Here is a 15,980-nt window from a genome sequence, read left to right as displayed (position 1 = left end):
GATGCGGACCCGGCCCCCGCCGCCGGCGACGGCCGGGTCCGCATCGACCCCGCGCGGCGCACCGCCGAGGTGGGGGGACGCGTACTCGACCTGACGTACCTGGAGTTCGAGCTGCTGGCGCACCTGGTGGCGCATCCGCACCGCGTGCACACCCGGGACCAGCTGGTGACGACGGTGTGGGGGTACGGGCACGTCGGCGACGGCCGGACCGTCGACGTGCACGTGGCCCGGCTGCGCCGCAAGCTGGGCGCCGCCCACCGGGGCGCGATCCAGACGGTGCGCCGCGTCGGCTACAAGTACGCCCCCGCCCCCTGACCGACGGCAGCGGGCCCGCACTCCCCCCTGTGGAGTACGGGCCCGCACGGTGCCGGGGCGGGAAGGCCCCAGCCGGCGGCCTTAGCCGGCGGCCCCGGCCCCTGCCCCGGCTTCCGCCTTGGCGCGGCGGCCGGCGAGGGCGCCGAGCAGCATGTCGACCGCGAGGAACGCGACGAGGCTGAGGCCGAGCAGCGGCACGAACCAGCCGACGGCGGCGGTCGCGGCGGCGAGCGGCAGCAGCAGCGTCACGGGCAGCTTGCGCCAGGCGCCGCGCGGCTGGGCGCGGCCGGCTGCGAGGGCGCGGTCCTTGGTGGGCCTGCGCAGCCACCACATGCGGTACCCCCAGAAGATCAGCAGCATGACCGCGAGGGCGAGGGCCGCGAGGGCGATCTGGTTGGCGAGCCCGAAGGTCTGGCCCATGTGGAGGTCGATGCCGAAGCGGGTCAGCTTGGCGAGGAGCGGGTACTCGGAGAAGCTCAGGACGTCCATGACGCGCCCGTCGGCGGGGTCGATGGCGACGGTGTCGAGGTGGACCGGGAATTCGCGGTCCTTCTCCTTGACGACGTAGCCCTGGCCCTTCGCCGGCAGGGTGACCTGCAGCCATTCGGTGGCGCCTGCCTCGCGCGCGGCGGCGACGGCCCGGTCGATGCCGATGTCGGCGGTCTGGGGCGCGGGGGGCATCTCCATGTCCTCGGTCATGACGTGCCCGGCGTGTTCGTCGCCGCCGGCGGCCTGGCCCGGGGTGAGGGAGGCCGCGACGGACGGGGTGGCTCCGCCGAGGCGGTCCTGGAGCTGTCCGATGTTCTCGCCGGCGTACTTCGACCAGGTCAGGCCGGTCGCGGAGAGGGCGACGAGGCCGAGGGCGGCCCACAGGCCGACGGTGCCGTGCCAGGAGAGGGTCTTGCGGCGGCCGGTGGCCTTGCGGTCGGGGAGGACGAGGCGGGTCTTCCTCGTGCGGCGGCGGCCGATCCAGAGGGCGGCGCCGCCGAGGGCGACCACCCACAGCCAGCTCGCGGCGAGTTCGCTGTAGTTCCGGCCGAACTCGCCGAGCTGGAGGCTGGCGTGGAATTCGCTGAGCCAGGCGCGCAGCGGGAGGGCGTCGCCCTTCGTGGTGAGCGCGCCGTCGACCTGGGCGGTGTACGGGTCGACGAAGACGGTGCGGGTCTCCCCTTCGGCGAGGCCCGGCGCCTCCATGATCACGCGTGTGGTGGCCTCGGCGTCGGGCGCGGGCCACACGGCGACGACCTTGCCTTCGGGTTCGGCGTGCCGGGCGGCGGCGACCTGGGTGCTGAGCGGTACGGCGGCCTCGCCGACGCGGTCGACGGTCAGCTCGTCCGCGTAGATGATCTTCTCGGCCTGCCAGGAGCCCGCGTACAGCAGGCCGGTGGCGGCGGCGAGGAACAGCAGCGGGGCTATGAGGAGGCCCGCGTAGAAGTGCATGCGCAGCAGGAGCGGCCGCAGGGCCGCCCAGCCGCCGGGCTTCGGCTCGGGGCCGGGCCGGTCGGCGGCCGACCGGTCGGCCGCCGCGGGGGTTCCGGCCCCGGCCCCGGCCCCGGCTGCGGCTGCGGCTGCGTCTCCGGTTTGGGTGTCGTTTGGGGTTTCGGGCTGGGCGTCGGCGGCGTCCGCGGTGCGGGCGGCGGCGCCTTGGGCCTCGTCGAGAGACATGGGTGTCCTGTTCGTGTGGCGAAGACATGGGGGAACCGGCCCCCTGTCTCGCCCCGCCCTGCCTCCCCGCATGGCGGGAGGCGCGCTGGTCAGGCGCGGGCGGCACGGCCGGGGGCCGTGAAGGTGGTGCCGAGGGCACTGCCGGGCCGGCGGGGCGGTCCGCGGCGGACGAGGGCGTGGGCGTGGACGGCACCGCGCAGCCGGCGCGGCGCCGTGTGCGCGGGTCGCCGGGGTGCGGGCGGCCGCGGGGTCAGGGCGGCGCGTGGCCGTACGAGGGCCAGGGCGCGGACGAGCGGGCGGGCGGCGTGGACGGCGGCGGCGCCGAGGGCTGCGGCGAGCCGGAAGACGGCGGCCTCGCCGCGGGCGAGCCAGGCGGCGCACAGGAGTGCGGCGAGCAGGTGGGCGGCGGCCATGCCCAGCCCGCCGTGCCCGGCGGCGTCGGCCAGGCGGCCGGCGGCGTCGGCGAGGGAGGTGCCTCCGGCGGCGAGGGCATCGGCGCCCGCGGCGGCGTGCGGGTCGGGGGCTCCGGCGGGCAGGACCGTGCCGTGGAGGTGCTGGTGGCCGGGCATCGGCTCGGCCGGGGCGGGGGCGGCGGCGTGGTGGTGGCCGGCGGCGCTGCCGGAGAAGGCGAGGTGCAGGGCTGCCTGGGCGGCGAGCAGGGCCGCGCCGATCGGGAGGGGGCCGCGGCGGCGCCCGGCGGCGAGCCAGGCGAGTGCGCCGGTCGCGGCGAACGCCGCCAGCAGGCCCCGGGGTGGTATGTCGGCGCCGGACATCAGGGCGTGCCCGGCGGCGCCCAGGGCGGTGCACACCGCCGCGAAGAGCGCGGCTCGTGCGGCGCGCAGGGGCGCGGGTTCACCTGACATGGCCGGAACATGCTCGCACAACCTGCCGCCGAGGCGGAACGCCTGCTACCGGACCCGGCGGAGCGCGCCGCGGGCCGTTGGCCGATCATGGGCGGATGAATCCGACGCCTTTGCCGGGGCCGGTGCCGGCGCGGGGTCCGCGCCCCGCGCCCGGGCCGTCGCCGGCCGCCGCCCGGCCCGCGCCCGCACCGAGCCCGGCCGTGTCCCCGTACGGCCTGCCGCCCGCCGGGGTGCCGGGGGCGTGGCCGGGGCTGCTGCCCGGTGCGTGGCGGCAGCGGCTGCCGGCCCTGGGCCCCCTGCCGCTGGGCGGGGCCGCGTACACGGTCGGCGTGCAGCTCGGGGCGTACGCGCTGGCCGCGCTGGAGGCCCCGGGGCGGGAGCGGCTGCTGCGCGGCTGCTCGACGAACGTCGACAACCTCGCCGCGGGCCGCTGGGAGACGCTGCTGAGCAGTGCCCTGGTGGTCGAGGAGCCGCTGCCGCTGCCGTACGCGCTCCTGCTGGTCGCGGTGCTCGGGTACGCGGAGTACGCGTACGGGGCCTGGTGGACGGCCGGGGTGTTCCTGTTCGGGCACGTCACGGCGACGCTGCTGGTATACGGGGCGCTGCGGGGCCGGGCCGGGCCGGAGACCCGGCGGGCCCTGGACGTGGGGACCAGCTACGGGTTCAACGCGGTGCTCGGCGCGCTGACGTCGGCGCTGCCGCGCGGGCCGGTCCGCACGGCGACCCGGGTGGGGCTGCTGGCGGCCGCCGCGCAGCCGGTGCTGCGGCGCGGGCGGACGTTCACGGACGCCGGGCACCTGGCGGCGCTCGGGATAGGGGTCGGGCTGTCGCTCGCCTTCGATTACCTCTCCACCCGAAAAACACTGAAAATCGGATAAACCAGCACTAGCCGACCGAAGCTTTCCCCCTTCCTGCCGACCGACCCCCGGAGCCGCCCGATGACCGCCACCGCAACGCCCTCCACCACCGTCGCCAACCTCCGCGACCTCGGCGGCACCCCGCTGGCCGGCGGCCGTACCGTGCGGCCTGGCCTGGTGCTGCGCTCCGGTCAGCTCGACCGGATGGACGTGGCCGCCGACCCGGTGGTGGCCGCCCTCGGCCTGCGCACGGTCATCGACTTCCGGACGGCCGTGGAGCGCGCGGACCACCCGGACCGGATACCGCCGGGTGTGCGCCTGGTGGTGGAGGACGTCCTGGCGGACAAGGTGAGCGCGGGGCGGATGCCCGCCGCGTCGCAGCTGAAGGACCTGCTGTCGGATCCGGCGCTGGCGGAGGAGCACCTGGGCGGCGGCAAGGTCGCGGTGCTGTTCGCCGACATCTACCGGTCGCTGGTGAGCCTGCCGTCGGCGCAGGCCGCGTACCGGACGCTGCTGACGGAGCTGGCGGACCCGGAGGCGGGCCCGCTGCTGTTCCACTGCACGGCCGGGAAGGACCGTACGGGCTGGGGTGCGACGGTGCTGCTCGCGCTGCTCGGCGCCGACGACGACACCCTGATGGCCGAGTACCTGTCGGTGAATCCGGCCGTCCGGCAGGCCTTCGCCCGGATGATCGAGGGCTTCACCGTCTCGGGCGGCGACCCGGACATCGCGCTGGGCCTGATCGGGGTGTTCCCCTCCTACCTGGAGGCGGCGCTCGACGAGGTGAGCACGCGGTACGGCTCGATGGAGAAGTACGTGCGCGAGGGGCTCGGCGTCCCGGACGGGACGGTGGAGGCGCTGCGCGCCCGCCTCGTCCACTGACGCGGGGGAAACGTTCCGGCGGCGGCTCCCGCCGCCGGCCCGCGCACCGCCCCGCTCCCCCGCCGGTCGGCCGGACGGGTGGCCCCGGGGCGGTGACCATCCGACCATTCGCTCGTTCTGCTGAACGTGACTGCGCCGGACACCGCCACCCGCCACCCGTCCCCCGCGCCGCTCGGCGTCGACGAGGCCGAGGCCGCGATCGTCGAGCACTACCCGCGGCTGGTGCGGCTCGCCTACCTGGTGCTGCCGCCCTCGCTGGGCCGCCACCGGCGCGTGCTCACCGCCCATGCCCTGGCCCAGCGGGCCCTGCCCCGCGGCCCCCGGCGCCCCGCCCGCGGCGGCGGCCGGCGGGCGCGGCAGGGCCTGCCCGGGCAGCGCGCCGGGGCGGCGGCCGGCGAGGCGGGGTACGCGTACGTCCGGCTGCGCGTCCTGCGGTCCGCCCTGGAGGCCGGGGTTCCGCTGACGTTCCGGGCCGTGCCGAAGCGGGCGCAGCTGCCGGGCCTGCTCCCGCGGGTGTGGGGGCTGCGGCTGTTCCCCCGTGCGGGCGGGGCCGAGGAGCTGGCGCTGGACCAGTGGCTGGCCACCCTCGACGGGCCGGGCCGTGCCGCGTGCGTGCTGCGCGCCCTGGAGGGGCTGCCCGAGGCGGAGGTGCTGCGGGTGCTCGCCGGGGCGGGGGTCGCCGATCCGGCCGCGGCGGTCGCGGAGTCGGGGGATCCGGTCCACGACGCCCTGTTCGCCTCCCCCGAGTTCGATCCGTGCGCGCTCCAGGCCCGCCCCACCGACCTGCTGCGCCGGCGCCGCCTCGGACGGGCCGCGGCGGCGGCCGGAGCCGCGCTCGCGGTGTGCGGGGCGCTGTTGGCCCTGCCCGACGGGGGGTGGGGTGCGGACGGGGCCGCGGCCCCGCCGTACGCGAGGAACGCCGCGGCCGAGCAGGCCCTGGACCCGGCCAAGCTGATCCGGGTCGTCCCGTCGCTGTGGCGTACGTCGTCCCGTACGGGCTTCTCGACCTGGCCGGCCCGCGGCGACCGCGTCGGCGACTCCGCGCTGCTGCGCCGCGCGCTGGCCGTGTGGGCGCGGCCCGGCGCGGCCGTCGCCGCGTCGGCGACGCCCGGTACCCCGCCGGGCCCGCCGATGGGCCCGGCGCAGCTGCTGTTCGCGGGGACCGTGGACCAGGCGGTGGTGGTGCTGCTGTACGACGGGCTGCGCGTGGTCCGGTACGCGGAGCCGGTCGCGGGGGCCTCCGCGGCGGCGCTGGACTTCGCCCGGACCGACGGCGCGTCCGCGGAGACGGCGTCGGCGCTGGTGCTGGGCCGGGTCGACGGCAACGTCCGCTACCTGATGGCCCCGTGGGTGACCGGTGCGGCGGTACGGGACCTGCTGAAGCCGGACGGGCAGCCGACGGCGCTGAAGCCGGACGGGCACGGCGTCACCCCGCCCGTGCCGAGCCCCGCCCCCGGCGGCACCTGCACCTCCTGGAACGCGCTGGCCGTCACCGGCGACGGCGGGACCCGGCTGGTCACCGACCTCGGTGAGCTGGTCCCGGCCCGGCTGACCTCGGGCGCGCCGGGCGCCGAGCGGGACGCGGTGCAGGCCGGGGAGCTCGGCGAGTGGTCGAAGATCGCCTGTCTGCTGCCGTCGTTCCGCTCGAACGGGGTCCGCTCGGTGAACGCCTGGGCGTACGCCCGGCAGTCCCTCCCGGAGGGCGGGGGCACGGCGTCGTGGCTGTGCACGCGGGCCGAGACCTGGGCGGGCGTACGGGACCGGGTGCAGGCGCAGTTCCTGGCTCCGGGCCAGGAGGTGGCCGCGCAGGCCGCGCAGGCGGAGGGCTCGCCGGCCTGTGGTCCGCGGGAGCCGCGCGTCCTGGCGGGCGTCCAGTGGAAGTCGAAGGCGGGCCAGTGGTACGTGCTGGCCGCGGGCAGCGGCCAGTTCGCCTCCCTGTCGGCGTCGGGCGGCGGGGTGAGCGGGTCGTCCGCGGGCAGCCGGCTGGCGGTGAAGGCGCCGGCGGGCGCGCAGGTCACCCTGTCGGGCAGGCTCACGGACGGGACGAAGGCGGGTCCGCTGGGCGGCCCCCGGAACTGACGGTGCCGGGCCTCACGCGCCCGCGTCCGCCGGGGCCCTCAGCAGGGCGGTCCAGTCCTGGGCCGCCGCCCAGTCGGCGAAGCCCTGCCAACGGACCTCGGGGTGGTCGCGGCACAGCCGGGCGGTGTCGACGGCCAGGCCGCGGGCGGTGAAGTAGCCGAACATGGCGGCGAGGTCGGCCGAGTGGCGCCGGACCTCGGCCCGCGGGACCTCCCGGTGGGTGATCGGCCGGCCCGCGGCTGCCGTGAGGGCCTCCGCGATGCAGGCGGGGGTGAGTTCGCCGGAGGCGATGTCGATGCGGCGTCCGGCGAACTCGGCGGGCCGCGTCAGGGCGAGGGCGGCGTCGAGCGCGGCACGGTCGTCGAAGTCGGTGGGGCGGACGTCGGCGCCGAGCCGCCGCAGGGCGTCCGCGGCGGGCGCGTCGGGGCGGCGGGTGAGCGCGCGGACGCGGTGTCCGGCGGCGAGGAGGGCGCGGGCGGTGGCCCCGCCCTGGGTTCCGGTGGCACCGGTGACGGCGATGACGGGCATGATTCCCTCTCATGACGGGCGATCGGCACAATACGTGTGCGCCACGCAGAGATTGCGTGGCGCAGGAGAATCCGGCCGGACCTCCCCGGGACCGCCGAGGGGTTTTCCCGCCCCGCACCCGCCAGTACATTGACGCCATGTCTAATAGGCCGCTCGCCCCCGCCCGCGTGGCGTCGGAGCACACGGAGCTCAAGGCGCGGAACGTGTCCTTCGGCTGGGAGGACACCCCGCTCCACTGGCTGCCCGGCGACCCCTTCGCCACGCACACCATCAACGTGCTGCACCTGCTCCTGCCCGCGGGCGAGCGGTGGTTCGTGCACGTCTTCAAGCAGGTGCTCCCCCACATCCGGGACGACCGGCTGCGCGCGGACGTCATCGGGTTCATCGGCCAGGAGGCCGTGCACGCCGCCGCGCACGACGACGTGCTGCCGCACCTGCGGCGCCAGGGCCTGGACCCCACCCCGTACACCGCCCAGGTCGACTGGGTCTTCGAGAAGCTTCTCGGCGACCGGACCCTGCCGCCCGGCAGGGCGCGGCACTGGTGGCTCATGGAGCGGGTCGCGATGATCGCGGCGATCGAGCACTACACGGCGTTCCTCGGCGACTGGATCCTCAACGCGGACGAGTTGGACCGCCGCGGCGCCGACCCCGTGATGCTCGACCTGCTGCGCTGGCACGGCGCCGAGGAGGTCGAGCACCGCTCGGTGGCCTTCGACCTGTTCCTGCACGTCGACGGCGGCTACCGGCGGCGCGTGCGGACCTGGGCGACCGCGTTCGCGTCGCTGGTGTGGCTGTGGCAGCGCGGCGTGCGCTTCTTCATGGACAACGACCCCGAACTGGTCGGCGCCAAGGCCTCGGTCGGGCAGTTCTTCCGGGCCGGCCAGCAGGGGGTCCTGCCCTCCACCGGGGCGATGCTGAAGTCCATACCGACCTACCTGTCCCGTACGTACCACCCGTCGCAGGAGGGTTCCACGGCGCAGGCGGCGGCCTACCTGGCCTCCTCCCCCGGGGCGAACGGGGGTGCCCGGCCGTGACGCGGGCCCTGAAGGCCGCCGCGGTGGCGGGCGCGGTCCTCGTGGCCCGCCGCGCGCTGCGCGCACGCATCTCCCGCTCGCCGCTGTGGCCGCTGCCCGCGCTGGCGGAGCCGGTGTCCGGGCACGCTCCGCGCCGCCGGCTGCGCGCGCGGATCGCCTCGCGCACCGAGCCCGCGCAGGGTGTGGTGCGGCTGGTGCTGGAGTCGCCCGAGCTGCCGGAGTGGACCCCGGGGGCGCATGTGGACGTCCTGCTGCCGTCCGGGCTCGTCCGCCAGTACAGCCTGTGCGGGGACCCCGCCGACCGCGGCCGCTACACGATCGCGGTCCGCCTGGTGGAGGACGGCCGGGGCGGCTCCCGCGAGGTGCACGACCGGCTCGCCGAGGGCGGCGTGCTGGAACTGCGGCCGCCGCGCAACCGGTTCGCGCTGGAGCCGGCCGCCTCCTACGTGTTCCTCGCCGGCGGCATCGGCATCACCCCGATCCTGCCGATGGTCCGCGCGGCCGCCGCGGCCGGCGCCGACTGGACGCTGCTGTACGGGGGCCGCAGCCGCGCCACGATGCCGTTCCTGCCCGACCTGGCCGAACTCGCCGCCTCCGCCGGGCGGCCCGACCGCGTCCGCATCGTCCCCGAGGACGAGGCAGGCCTGCCCGACCTCGCCGCCCTGCTCGCCGAGGCCGCACCGGACGGGCTCGTCTACGCCTGCGGCCCCGAGCCGCTGACCGCCGCGCTCCTCGCCGCCGCCCCCGACCCCTCCCGGGTACGGCTGGAACGTTTCACCCCCGCCTCCTCCGGCGCCGCCGGGGACCGGCCGTTCACCGTCGAGCTGCGCCGCTCCGGCCGCACGGTCGAGGTCGCGGCAGGCGAGTCGGCGCTGGCCGCCGTCCGCCGCGCGCTGCCCGACACCCCGTACTCCTGCGGGCAGGGCTTCTGCGGCACCTGCCGGCAGCGGGTCCTGGCGGGCCCGGTGGACCACCGCGACGGGCTCCTCACCGACGCCGAGCAGGCGGACTCGATACTGCTGTGCGTCTCCCGTGCACGGGAGGAACGCCTGGTCCTGGACCTGTGACCGGCGGGGCGGCGCCCCAAGGGCCCGCACCGAACGGGCAGTAGGGTGTCGGCATGACAACCGGGGTGCGGCGCAGGATGGGTGTCGAGGAGCGGCGGGAGCAGCTGATCGCAGTGGCTCTCCAGCTGTTCAGCGACAGGGCGCCCGAGGACGTGTCGATCGACGAGATCGCGGCGGCGGCCGGCATATCGCGGCCGCTCGTCTACCACTACTTCCCGGGGAAGCTGAGCCTCTACGAGGCCGCGCTGCGGCGGGCCGCCGACGAGTTGGCGCAGCGGTTCGACGAGCCGCTGGAAGGGCCGCTCGGGACGCGGCTGCTGCGCGTGATGGGCCGGTTCTTCGCGTTCGTCGACGACCACGGGCCCGGCTTCTCCGCGCTGATGCGGGGCGGGCCGGCCGTCGGGTCCACGCGGACCAACGCGCTGATCGAAGAGGTGCGGCAGGCCGCGTACGAGCAGATCCTGCGGCATCTGGGGATCGGCGAGCCGCCGGCCCGGCTGCGCCTCGTCGTCCGCTCGTGGGTCTCGCTCGCCGAGTCGACGGCGCTGCTGTGGCTGGACGGGCGGGAGATCCCGCGCGCGGAGCTGGAGCTCCAGCTGGTGCACGACTTCGCGGCACTGGCGGCCGTGAGCGCCGCCTACAACGCGGAGATGGCCGGGGTGCTGGCGCGGATCCTGGCGCACGAGCCTGCGGACGGGCCGTTCGGCGACCTGGTGGCGCGCCTGGCGTCCCTGGTCCCGGGCGACGCGGATCCCGCACCCGGGCCGACGCCCGATCCGGCCCCCGAGGCGGCCCCCGAGCCCCGGTGATCATCGCGTGATAATACGCCGGTGAGCATTGACGACATGATCCTGTTCCGGCGGGCCGTGGAGACGGATGCCGGCATGCTGGCGGGCCTGTTCGACCGGGCCGCCCGGTGGATGCAGCAGAACGGCATCGAGCAGTGGAAGCCCGGGGACAGGGACGCCGCGCACTTCGCGGCGCGGATGCGCGACGGCGAGGTGTGGCTCGCGGTCGCGGAGGGGCGGATCGCCGGCGCGTACGAGCTGTGGTGGTCGGACGAGGAGGCCTGGGGCGTGCAGCCCCCGGTCGCCGGGTACGTCCACCGGCTGATGGTGGAGCGCCGGACCGCGCCCGCGGGCACCGGCCGGCGGATGCTCGAACACGCCGAGCGCCGGATCGCCGGCTCGGGCCTGCCGCGGGCGCGGCTCGACTGCCTCTCCACCAACCCCCGGCTGCTCGCGTACTACCAGCACGCGGGCTACCGGGTGGTCGGGGAGTTCCCCCACAAGGAGGGCAAGGACGGCCGCGTCTACGGAGTGGTCCTCCTGGAGAAGCGGCTGGACCGGCTCAGCGCCGTGTGAACACCGCGACGGTCCTGGCCGGGACGGTGAACCCTCCCGTCCCCGCCTCGTACGCCGCCTTGCGGGCCACCGTGTCGGAGCCCGCGGCCTGCACCGGGTGGAGCCGGTAGCCGGTGCCGGCCAGGGACGGGACGCGCTGCTCCTGGGTCTGCGGGGTGGCGTTGAAGACGACGGCGAGGTCGCCGAGCACCATCGTGATCACGCCGGGCGTCTCGTCCTTCCCGGAGAGCGGGAAGGCCAGCGCCGCCTGGACCTGTTCCGCGGTGCCGAGCCGGAAGGACGGCTCGGTGGTGCGGATGCGCAGCAGGTCGCGGTAGGCGGCCGAGGCGCCGTTGATCTCGGCGCAGCCGGGGACGGGGCCGGTCAGCAGGGGCTTGGCGTAGGTCCACTTCGGCTTGTTGTCGGCCGCCGGGGGCAGGCCGCGGCCGAAGCCGTTGCCGGCGCGGCAGTCCCAGTGGATGGCGTTGAACCAGTCCCCGCTGTCGTACGAGTTGCGGTCGAGGGACTTGGAGCGGAGCAGGTCCGTGCCGGCCTGGGACAGGGCGGGGCCCTGGGAGAGGGCGGAGACGGCCATCGCCAGGACCTGCATGCGGGCCCGGTCGGCGGTGGGGGTGTCCTGCGGGAGCTTGAACGCCAGGGCGTCGTAGAGGGATTCGTTGTCGTGGGCGTCGGAGTAGGCGAGGGCGTCGCCGGGGGCGGCCGCGTAGCCGGCCGGGGCGCCGTTGTAGTCGACCTCGGAGCCCTTGACGCGGCGCCCGGAGGTGTCGGTGAAGGCGTACGAGGCGAGGTTGCCGGAGAGGCCGACCTTGATCAGGTCCTGGTCGTGCAGCAGGCGGGCCCGCTGCTCGGCCGGGCTGCCGTTCGCGGGTGAGCCGTTGGGGGCGGTGAACAGGCCGGAGGCGAAGCCCTGGACGCGCGGGTCCTCGTCGAAGGGGCCGCCGCCGCGGACGGCGTCGCGGGCCCGGTCGGAGAAGGTGGCGATGCCGGTGCCCGCCATGTTGGCCTGGGTGGCCTGGACGAAGCGGGCGTCGTTCGCGACCTCGCCGAAGTTCCAGCCCTCGCCGTAGAGGATGATCCGCTTTCCGTCGACGCCGTCCTTCTCCGGGGTGAGGGCGTCGAGGGCCTTGCGGACGGCGAGGATGTTCTCCTTCGGGTGGTGTCCCATCAGGTCGAAGCGGAAGCCGTCGACCTTGTACTCCTTCGCCCAGGTGGTGATCGAGTCGACGACGAGGCGCCCCATCATGGCGTTCTCGGGGGCGGTGTTGGCGCAGCAGGTGGAGGTGGCGACGCTGCCGTCGGGCAGGAGCCGCTGGTAGTAGCCGGGGACGATCCGGTCGAGGACGGATTTGCCGTCCTGCCCGGAGGCCACGGTGTGGTTGTAGACGACGTCCATGACCGTGCGCAGGCCGGCGCCGTTCAGCGCCTGGACCATCTTGCGGAACTCCACGGTCCGGGCGGTGCCGTCCGGGTTGCTCGCGTAACTGCCCTCCGGGACGGTGTAGTGCAGCGGGTCGTAGCCCCAGTTGTAGGAGTCCTTCGCCGCCGCGGCGGCGACGCAGGCCTGCTGCTCCTCGGAGTCCGGGGCGTAGACCTTCAGGTCGCAGGCGGGTTCGGTGCGGTCGCCGGGCTTCTCGGGGATGGTGCCGATGTCGAAGGCCGGCAGGAGGTGGACGTAGGAGGTGCCGGCGGCGGCGAGGTCGCGCAGGTGCCGCATGCCCTGGGAGCCGGCGTCGGTGAAGGCCAGGTACTGGCCGGGGTGCTTGCTGGTGGGGTCGGCGACGGAGAAGTCGCGGATGTGGAGTTCCTGGATCTGCGCGTGGGTGAAGGGGACGGCGGCGGGCTTGCGCAGCTGCCGCCAGCCGGGCGGGGCCAGCTTCGGGTCGGCGAGGTCGACGGCGAGGCTCGCCGCCGAGTCCGCGGTGAGGGCGGTGGAGTAGGGGTCGGTGACCAGGTTGCGGACGATCTGCCGGGCGCCGGGCGCCCAGACGGTGACGGCGTACCGGTAGGGCTTGCCGGTCCAGGAGCGCTCGCCGCGCACCGACCAGACCCCGGTGGCGTCGTCGCGCCGCATCGGCAGGATGCGGCCGTCGAGTTCGAGTTCGACGGTGCGGGCGGTCGGCGCCCACACCGACAGGGTGGGCCGGCCGTCCTTGAAGACGGGGCCGAGCGCGCTCTTGTTCGCGTACAGGTCGTCGAGGACCCCGGCGAGCTGGACGCCCGTGGCGGCGAGGACCGCCCCGTTGGCGGCCCGCGCGGAGGCGGTGACCTGGCCGCGCAGGGCCTCCCGGACGCGGTCGCGGTCGCGGGCGTCCACGCGGTGCGCGGTGTGTCCGGCGAGGTGGGGGAACTTCTGCTTCTGCGCGTCGGTCAGGGTGCCCGGGGTGAGGCGGATCCACTGCGCCGTCCCGGTCAGGGTGCCGTTCTCGGCCTTGACCGACCCGTCGGCGGAGGCGAGGAGCTGGACGGACGCGGCGCCCGCGGGGCTGTTCCAGGCGACGGTGTCCCGGTCGATCCAGACGGCGTGCGCCTTCGCGAGGTCGAGGGCGGCGGCCGAGCCCGCGGGCTGCGGCAGCAGGTAGGGGGCCCGCCCGCCGAGCATCCACACCTCGTGGCCGACGGCCTTGAGGTCGAGGGACTGGTCGGTCGGGAGGTCCTTCTCGTCGCCCTTGTGGACGATGTAGCTCAGCGACTCGGCTCCGGCCGCGAGCGGGACCTCGAAGACGGCGCCGTAGGAGTCGATGCGGGCGGGGGCCAGCGGCTTCGACCAGTCGGTGGGAGCGGCCGCGCCGGCCCAGACGTGCAGGCCCCAGCCGTCGTAGGCGCCGTCGGCGCGCTGGTAGTGCAGGACGGCCTTGGAGCGGTCCTGCGGCGGGTAGGCGGGCCGCTCGGTGCGGACGGCCTCCTGGCCCTGCTCCAGCCAGACCTCGCCGGTGCGGGTCACGTCGAGCGTGCGGTCCGCGGCGACGTCTTTGTTGCCGTCCTTGTCGATGACGAGGTAGCCGATCGAGGAGGCGCCGGGCTTGAGGCGGACGTACGCGAACGCCCCGTAGGCGTCGCGGCCGGTGAAGGCGTGGCCCTCGGGCCAGGGGGTCGCCTCGCCCTCGGCGAGGTCGCCCCAGGCGTACAGGCGCCAGTTGGTGTAGTCGCCGTCGGGGCGGCGGTAGTGGACGACGGCGTACTCGCGCTGCGTCGCGGTGGGCACGCCGACGGGCGGCAGCTGCCCGGCGGTCGACGCGGCGAGCGCGCTCGCGGTGCGTCCGGCGGAATCGACGGCGACGGCCTTGTACCGCAGCGGGGTGCCGGGCTCGGCGTCGACGTGGTGGGTGGTCTTGTAGGGGGCGTGGTCGGCGGAGCCGAGGACCTGCCAGGGGCCGTTGCCGGCCTGGGCGGCGAAGACGACCCGGTTCAGGCCGCCGCCGGTGACGTCGGCGGACACCTCGACGGTGCCGGCGGCGCCGGCGGCCGGGGCCTTCAGCGTCAGGGCGGGCTTGGCCGCCGGGGCGGCGACCGGTTCGAGGGCCTTGAGGACGACCGTGCCGAGGGCGGGCAGCGGGACGGTCAGCTTGCCGTCGGCGGTGGCGCGGATGATGGCCGTGCCGCCGTACAGGGTGCGGTACTGGGCTCCCGCCGGGGCGTCGATGCGGACGGTGCGCTCCTCGGCCGCGTTGTTCGCGGCGACGAGGTACTCGTGGCGCGGGGCGGGGCGGGCCTTGTCCTTGCCGCCCTTGCCGGTGGCGGGGGCGTCGGTGCGGGCGAAGGCGTACACGGAGCCGTCGTTCAGGCGCTCGCTCTGGACGCCGTCGCGCAGCGCCGGGTGCTCGCGGGTGAGCTTGGAGAGCGCGGCGATCTGCCGGTAGAGGGGGTGGGAGGGGTCGTAGGCGTCGGCGGCGTGGGTGCGGTCGGTGCCGAGCTGGTCGTCGTCGAGGTAGTCGGCGGCCTTGGACGCGAAGAGGGGCTGGCGGGCGTCCTTGTCGCCGCCGGCGCCGGTGAAGCCCTGCTCGTCGCCGGAGTACACGACGGGGTTGCCGCGGCTGAGGAACATCAGCTCGTTGGCGAGCCGGTAGCGGGCCAGGAGCTCCTGCTCGCCGGCGCCGGGCCGGTCCTGGCGCAGGAAGGTGCCGAAGCGGCCCATGTCGTGGTTGCCGAGGAAGGTGACCTGCTCGTAGGCGTTCGCCTTGTCGGTGGTGTACCGGTAGTCGTCGGCGAGGACCGCGGAGAGGCGTCCGGCGCCGGCGCCCTGGGAGGCGTAGGCGCGGATGGCGTCCTGGAGGGGGAAGTCGAGGGTGGCGTCGAGGCGGCCGCGGGTCACGTAGGGGGAGGTGACGGCGGTGTCGGCGGAGTAGACCTCGCCGAACATGAAGAAGTCGTCGCGGCCCTGCTTGGCGGCGTACTTGTCGAGGGCGGTGGCCCACTGGGTCCAGAAGCCGGTGTTGACGTGCTTGACCGTGTCGATGCGGAAGCCGTCGATACGGAAGTCCTTGACCCACTTCTCGTAGATCTTCTGCATGCCGCTGACGACCTCGGGGCGCTCGGTCCACAGGTCGTCGAGGCCGAAGAAGTCGCCGTGCTCGGAGGACTCGCCGGCGAAGGTGGAGTCGCCCCGGTTGTGGTACATCGCCGGGTCGTTGAGCCAGGCGGGGACCTTCAGGTTCTTCTTGCCCTCGGGGACGAAGGGGGTGCGGGGGAACGTGGAGGCGTTGGTGGCGGGGAACCTGCGGCCGCCGGCGGCGTAGTCGGTGTCGTCGAAGGGGACGCCGTCCTTGGTGAGGTAGGGGAAGGCGCCCTTCGACAGGTAGGAGTAGGACTGCTCCTTGTAGTCGACGACGTCGGCGGTGTGGTTGGTGATGACGTCGAAGAAGACCTTCATCCCCTTGGCGTGCGCCTTGTCGATGAGCCGGGTGAGGTCGTCGTTGGTGCCGAAGTGCGGGTCGACCTGCGTGAAGTCGGTGATCCAGTAGCCGTGGTAGCCGGCGGAGACGTCCTCGCCCTTGCCCTGCACGGGCTGGTTCTTGAAGATCGGCGCCATCCAGATGGCGGTGGTGCCGAGGCCCTTGATGTAGTCGAGCCGGTCGGTGAGGCCCTTGAGGTCGCCGCCCTGGTAGAAGCCCTTGTCGGCGGGGTCGAAGCCGGTCTGCAGGGGGGTTCCGGTGAGGCCGCCGGTGTCGTTGCGGCGGTCGCCGTTGGCGAACCGGTCGGGGAGGACGAAGTAGAACTGCTCGCGGGTGAGGTCGTGCCGTGCGGGCTCGGCGGCGAGGGCTCCTGCGGCTGGGCGGTTCAAGGCGTCGTCTCCTCGGGTGCGGGGCAGCGGGCCGCCCGGCGCGGGCGG

At 75.4% G+C, this 15,980-nt stretch carries 12 protein-coding genes; 8 read left to right on the top strand and 4 right to left on the bottom strand.

Annotated elements, in window-relative coordinates; all coding sequences use genetic code 11:
* Positions 1-315, top strand: a 315-nt coding sequence (locus EF903_RS06270; protein ID WP_148142505.1) for a winged helix-turn-helix domain-containing protein, incomplete at its 5' end; no start/stop codon positions are given.
* Positions 316-396: 81 nt separating this feature from the next.
* Here the strand turns inward: EF903_RS06270 and EF903_RS06265 are convergent.
* Positions 397-1,980 (bottom strand): PepSY domain-containing protein, encoded by a 1,584-nt coding sequence (locus EF903_RS06265; protein WP_125541750.1) that lies wholly within the window; start codon positions 1,978-1,980, stop codon positions 397-399.
* Between the two features lie 89 nt (positions 1,981-2,069).
* Positions 2,070-2,843, bottom strand: a complete 774-nt coding sequence (locus EF903_RS06260; protein ID WP_260614891.1) for a hypothetical protein — start codon at positions 2,841-2,843, stop codon at positions 2,070-2,072.
* Between the two features lie 200 nt (positions 2,844-3,043).
* On the opposite strand from EF903_RS06260, the gene EF903_RS06255 reads away from it, so the two are divergent.
* From EF903_RS06255 to EF903_RS06245, 3 genes are all read left to right on the top strand, one after another.
* Positions 3,044-3,721 carry a rhomboid-like protein gene (locus EF903_RS06255; RefSeq protein WP_260614889.1) on the top strand — a complete coding sequence of 226 codons (678 nt, stop codon included), beginning with the start codon at positions 3,044-3,046 and terminating at the stop codon, positions 3,719-3,721.
* Positions 3,722-3,781: 60 nt separating this feature from the next.
* On the top strand, positions 3,782-4,582 hold the full coding sequence (locus EF903_RS06250) for a tyrosine-protein phosphatase (protein ID WP_125541748.1): 801 nt from the start codon (positions 3,782-3,784) through the stop codon (positions 4,580-4,582).
* A 126-nt stretch (positions 4,583-4,708) separates the two neighbouring features.
* Positions 4,709-6,661: a hypothetical protein gene (locus tag EF903_RS06245; RefSeq protein WP_125541746.1), complete on the top strand. Its 1,953-nt coding sequence runs from the start codon at positions 4,709-4,711 to the stop codon at positions 6,659-6,661.
* 12 nt (positions 6,662-6,673) lie between these two features.
* Here EF903_RS06245 and EF903_RS06240 read toward each other — a convergent pair whose 3' ends face one another.
* Positions 6,674-7,189, bottom strand: a complete 516-nt coding sequence (locus tag EF903_RS06240) for an NmrA family NAD(P)-binding protein (protein WP_125541744.1) — start codon at positions 7,187-7,189, stop codon at positions 6,674-6,676.
* Between the two features lie 137 nt (positions 7,190-7,326).
* On the opposite strand from EF903_RS06240, the gene EF903_RS06235 reads away from it, so the two are divergent.
* Genes EF903_RS06235 through EF903_RS06220 form a run of 4 tightly spaced genes read left to right on the top strand, consistent with a single transcriptional unit; the run spans position 7,327 to position 10,654 of the window.
* Positions 7,327-8,223, top strand: a complete 897-nt coding sequence (locus EF903_RS06235; RefSeq protein ID WP_125541742.1) for a metal-dependent hydrolase — start codon at positions 7,327-7,329, stop codon at positions 8,221-8,223.
* Positions 8,220-9,290, top strand: a complete 1,071-nt coding sequence (locus EF903_RS06230; protein ID WP_125541740.1) for a PDR/VanB family oxidoreductase — start codon at positions 8,220-8,222, stop codon at positions 9,288-9,290. The genes EF903_RS06235 and EF903_RS06230 overlap by 4 nt, the downstream gene beginning before the upstream one ends.
* Positions 9,291-9,343: 53 nt before the next feature.
* Positions 9,344-10,099: a TetR/AcrR family transcriptional regulator gene (locus EF903_RS06225; protein ID WP_125541738.1), complete on the top strand. Its 756-nt coding sequence runs from the start codon at positions 9,344-9,346 to the stop codon at positions 10,097-10,099.
* 36 nt (positions 10,100-10,135) lie between these two features.
* Positions 10,136-10,654, top strand: a complete 519-nt coding sequence (locus EF903_RS06220; RefSeq protein WP_185902543.1) for a GNAT family N-acetyltransferase — start codon at positions 10,136-10,138, stop codon at positions 10,652-10,654.
* On the opposite strand, the gene pulA is transcribed toward EF903_RS06220, so the two are convergent.
* Positions 10,641-15,959, bottom strand: a complete 5,319-nt coding sequence (gene pulA / locus EF903_RS06215) for a pullulanase-type alpha-1,6-glucosidase (RefSeq protein WP_125541734.1) — start codon at positions 15,957-15,959, stop codon at positions 10,641-10,643. The genes EF903_RS06220 and pulA overlap by 14 nt on opposite strands.
* Between the last annotated feature and the right edge of the window lie 21 nt (positions 15,960-15,980).

Source organism: Streptomyces sp. WAC05292 (assembly GCF_003949955.1).
Taxonomy (GTDB): Bacteria; Actinomycetota; Actinomycetes; order Streptomycetales; family Streptomycetaceae; genus Streptomyces; species Streptomyces globosus.
This window is presented reverse-complemented; position numbering and strand designations above follow the sequence as displayed.

Coding starts and splice junctions, on each gene's coding strand:
- EF903_RS06220 (WP_185902543.1), top strand. CDS start 10,136: ATGATCCTGTTCCGGCGGGCCGTGGAGACGGATGCCGGCATGCTGGCG.
- EF903_RS06240 (WP_125541744.1), bottom strand. CDS start 7,189: ATGCCCGTCATCGCCGTCACCGGTGCCACCGGAACCCAGGGCGGGGCC.
- EF903_RS06225 (WP_125541738.1), top strand. CDS start 9,344: ATGACAACCGGGGTGCGGCGCAGGATGGGTGTCGAGGAGCGGCGGGAG.
- EF903_RS06235 (WP_125541742.1), top strand. CDS start 7,327: ATGTCTAATAGGCCGCTCGCCCCCGCCCGCGTGGCGTCGGAGCACACG.
- EF903_RS06250 (WP_125541748.1), top strand. CDS start 3,782: ATGACCGCCACCGCAACGCCCTCCACCACCGTCGCCAACCTCCGCGAC.
- EF903_RS06265 (WP_125541750.1), bottom strand. CDS start 1,980: ATGTCTCTCGACGAGGCCCAAGGCGCCGCCGCCCGCACCGCGGACGCC.
- EF903_RS06260 (WP_260614891.1), bottom strand. CDS start 2,843: ATGTCAGGTGAACCCGCGCCCCTGCGCGCCGCACGAGCCGCGCTCTTC.